The organism is Mangrovihabitans endophyticus (genome assembly GCF_014646155.1).
Lineage (GTDB): Bacteria > Actinomycetota > Actinomycetes > Mycobacteriales > Micromonosporaceae > Actinoplanes > Actinoplanes endophyticus.
On record NZ_BMMX01000093.1, the window covers coordinates 1 to 4,475 of the forward strand.

Annotated in this window: 1 protein-coding gene; it reads left to right on the plus strand. The window is 74.1% G+C overall.

The features are described 5' to 3' along the window. The coding region (locus IEY73_RS32405; RefSeq protein WP_189083169.1) for a type I polyketide synthase at nt 1–4,475 on the plus strand (4,475 nt) is incomplete at both ends.

The window sequence follows — 4,475 nt, forward strand, 5'->3', positions numbered from 1 at the left end:
GGTCGGGTCGAGTCCGGGCTGTTCGCGGATGCCGAGTATTGGGTGCGGCATGTGCGGGCCACGGTGCGGTTCGCCGACGGTGTGGCGGCGTGTGATGCGGCCCGGTTCGTCGAGGTCGGACCTGATGCGGTGTTGTCGGCGATGGTCGACGGTGGCATCCCTACCTTGCGGCGGGATCGTGACGAGGTGGTCACGGTGTTGGCCGGGGTGGGTCGGGCGTGGACGTCGGGTGTGCCGGTGGACTGGTCGGTGGTGGTGGATCGGGGCAACCGGGTGGAGCTGCCCACCTACCCGTTCCAGCACCAACACTTCTGGCCCGCCACCATGACACCCGAGGCGCTCGGCTGGGGCGGATCCGCCACCGGCCTGGACACCGCGGACCACCCGCTGCTGACCGGCGCGATCACCCTGCCCGGCTCCGACGCGTGGCTGTTCACCGGCCGCCTGTCGGTCGCCGACCAGCCCTGGCTGGCCGACCACGAGATGCACGGCGCCGTCCTGGTGCCCGGCACCGCCCTGGTCGAACTCGCCCTGCACGCCGGGCATCAGGCGGGCACCCCGGCCCTGGACGAACTGACCCTGTCCGCGCCGCTGACCCTGCCCGGCCGCGCCGCCGCCGGCGTGCAGGTGTGGGTCGGCGCGCCAGACCCGGACGGCCGCCGCGCGGTCACCATCCATGCACGACCCGACGGTGACCCGGACGCGGTCTGGACCGAACACGCCGAAGGCCGCCTCGGCGCCGCCCGTCGCCCGGTGGCCTTCCCGGCCGCCTGGCCGCCGCCGGGCGCCGAACCGGTCGCCGTGGACGGTCTCTACGACCGGCTCGCCGACGGCGGATTCGGATACGGCCCAGCCTTCCAAGGACTGCGCGCCGCCTGGCGCGACGCCGACCACCTGTACGCCGAGGTGGCCCTGGCCGACGACGCCGACGCCGCCGCGTACGGGCTGCACCCGGCGCTGTTCGACGCTGCCCTGCACGCGCTGATGCTGGACGCGGGCGACCGCCCCGCCGGGATTCCGTTCGCCTGGCAGGGTGTGGCCCTGCACGCCACCGGCGCGGCGGCGGCCCGGGTGCGGCTGACCCGCGTCGGTGACGGCTTCGCGGTGGCCGTGGCCGACCCGGCCGGCGCCCCGATCGCCGCCGCCGACGCGCTGCTGGTGCGCGCGCCACGACAACTGACCACCACCGAACCGCTGTACCGGGTGGACCAGACGCCGGTGCGCCTGCCGGAGAGCGGCGCGGAACCCGCCGACCGGCACGTGGTGCAAGCAGGCGCGGACCCGCACGACGCCACCGCCGACGTGCTGCGCCTGTTGCAGGAACGGCTCGCCGCCGACCCGGAGGGCGAACGCCGGCTGGCGATCGTCACCCGGCCCGGTGACCTGGCCGGCGCGGCGGTGCGCGGCCTGGTGCGCTCCGCCCAGTCCGAGCACCCCGGCCGGTTCACGCTCATCGAAACCGACGGCGACGTGCCGGACACGGCCCTGACCACCGACGAACCGGTGCTCGCCCTGCGCGACGGCGCGGCCTTCGCGCCCCGGCTGGCCCGCGTCGCCGCCACCGCCGAACCGGCGCAGTGGCGCGGCACGGTGCTGGTCACCGGCGGCACCGGTGGGCTGGGCGCGCTTGTCGCCCGGCATCTGGCCGGGCGTGGCGTGACCGATCTGGTGCTGGTGAGCCGGCGTGGCCCGGACGCGCCGGGCGCGGCGGAGCTGGCGGCGGAGCTGGGTGCCCGGGTGGTGGCGTGCGATGTGGCCGACCGGGACGCGGTGCGGGACCTGGTGGCCTCTCTGCCGGACCTGCGCTCGGTGGTGCACGCCGCCGGCGTGCTGGACGACGGTGTGGTCGAATCGCTGACCCCGCAACGGCTCGCCGCCGTGCAGCGCCCCAAGATCGATGCGGCGTGGCACCTGCACGAGGCGGTGGCCGACCGCGACCTCGACGCGTTCGTGCTGTTCTCCTCGGTCGCCGGGCTGCTCGGCAACCCGGGGCAGGCCGGATACGCCTCGGCCAACGCCTACCTCGACGCGCTCGCCGAGCACCGGTGGCAGGCCGGCCTGCCGGCCACCTCCCTGGCCTGGGGGCCGTGGACGCGTACCGGCGGGATGACCGCGGACCTCACCGACGCCGACGTGGAACGGATGACTCGGGCCGGCCTGCCGCCGCTCACCGAACAGCAGGGCCTTGCCCTGTTCGACGCGGCCGTGGCCGCCGAGGCCGCCACGGTGGTGCCGGTCCGCTTGGACCTGACCGCGCTGCGCGCCCTGGGCGACATTCCGCCACTGCTGCGCGGCCTGGTACGCACCCCGGCCAAACGGGCCGCCGCGGCCGGCGACCTGGTGCGGCGCCTGACCGGCCAGGATCCCGCGGCGCAGACGCAAACCCTGCTGGAGATCGTCCGTACGCAGATCGCGCAGGTGCTCGGCCACGCCGGAACCGCGGCCGTGGAGCCGGGCAAGGCGTTCCAGGACCTGGGATTCGACTCGCTGACCGCGGTCGAGCTGCGCAACCGGCTCGGCACGGTCACCGGGCTGCGGCTGTCCGCCACGGTGGTGTTCGACTACCCGAACGCATCGGCGCTCGCCGGCCACCTGCGTGACGAGCTGCTGGGCGTGGCCGAGCAGGTGGTCACCCCGGCGGCGGTGCTGCCGCCGGTGGCCGACGACCCGGTGGTGATCGTCGGCATGGCGTGCCGGTACCCCGGCGGGGTCACCTCCCCGGAGGACCTGTGGGATCTGGTGCGCGGCGGCGTGGACGCGGTCGGGGAGTTCCCGTCCGACCGCGGCTGGGACGTGGACGCGCTGTACAGCACCGACCGCGACGCCCCGGGCACCTCGTACACCAAGTGGGGCGGCTTCCTGCGCGACGCGGCGCAGTTCGACCCGGAGTTCTTCGGGATGAGCCCGCGCGAGGCGCTGGCCACCGACGCCCAGCAGCGGCTGCTGCTGGAGACCACCTGGGAGGCGGTGGAACGGGCCGGCATCGACCCGCACACCCTGCGCGGGTCGCGGACCGGTGTCTTCGCGGGCGTGATGTACAGCGACTACGCCAACCTGTTGTCCGGCGGCCAGTTCGAGGGCTACCAGGGCAGCGGCAGCGCCGGCAGCATCGCCTCCGGCCGGGTGTCGTACACGTTCGGGTTCGAGGGCCCGGCGGTGACCGTGGACACCGCCTGTTCCTCGTCGCTGGTCGCGCTGCACCTCGGCGCGCAGGCGCTACGGTCCGGCGAATGCGACCTGGCGCTGGCCGGCGGTGTCACGGTGATGGCGACGCCGACCACGTTCGTCGAGTTCTCCCGGCAGGGCGGCCTGTCTCCGGACGGGCGATGCAAGCCGTTCGCCGACGCGGCCGACGGGGTCGGCTGGGGCGAAGGCGTGGGCCTGCTGGTGCTGGAACGCCTGTCCGACGCGCGCCGGCACGGGCATGAGGTGCTCGCGGTGGTGCGCGGGTCGGCGATCAATCAGGACGGGGCGTCGAACGGGCTGACCGCCCCGAACGGGCCCGCTCAGCAGCGGGTGATCCGGCAGGCGTTGTCGTCGGCGGGCCTGAACGCGTCCGAGGTGGACGTGGTGGAGGCGCACGGCACGGGTACGACGTTGGGTGATCCGATTGAGGCGCAGGCGTTGCTGGCGACGTACGGGCGGGATCGTGAGACTCCGTTGTTGTTGGGGTCGGTGAAGTCGAACATCGGGCATACGCAGGCGGCTGCGGGTGTGGCTGGTGTGATCAAGATGGTGTTGGCGATGCGGCATGGTGTGGTGCCGGCGTCGTTGCATGTGGATGCGCCGTCGTCGCATGTGGACTGGGAGGCGGGTGCGGTGGCTCTCGCCCGGGAGAGCACCGTGTGGCCGGAGTCGGTGCGGCGTCGGGCGGGGGTGTCGTCGTTCGGCATCAGCGGCACCAACGCCCACGTGATCCTGGAGCAGCCCGCCGGGGCGGCGACGCCGGACGCGGAGACCGCGCCGGAGACGGAAGCGGAGACGGCGGCAACCGTCGCGCCGTGGCCGGTCTCCGCGAAGACGACGCAGGCGCTGCACGCCCAACTCGCCCGCCTCGCCGCGCTGGACGCGGACCCGGCCGGCGTCGGACACGCCCTGGCCACCACGCGGTCCGAGTTCGGGCACCGCGCGGTCCGGCTCGGCGACACCCTCGTCGAAGGACAGACCCGGCAAGGACGTACGGCGTTCTTGTTCACGGGTCAGGGGTCGCAGCGTGTCGGGATGGGCCGGGAGTTGTACGCCCGGTTCCCGGTGTTCGCGGCGGCGTTCGACGAGGTGTGCGCGCATCTGGACGTCGATTGGGATGGTCTGGATGACACGGGTAATGCGCAGCCGGCGATTTTTGCGGTGGAGGTGGCGCTGTTCCGGCTGCTGGAGTCGTGGGGTGTCGTCCCGGATGTGCTGGCGGGTCATTCGGTCGGCGAGATCGCCGCGGCGCATGTGGCCGGGGTGTTCTCCCTGGAGGATGCGTGCAC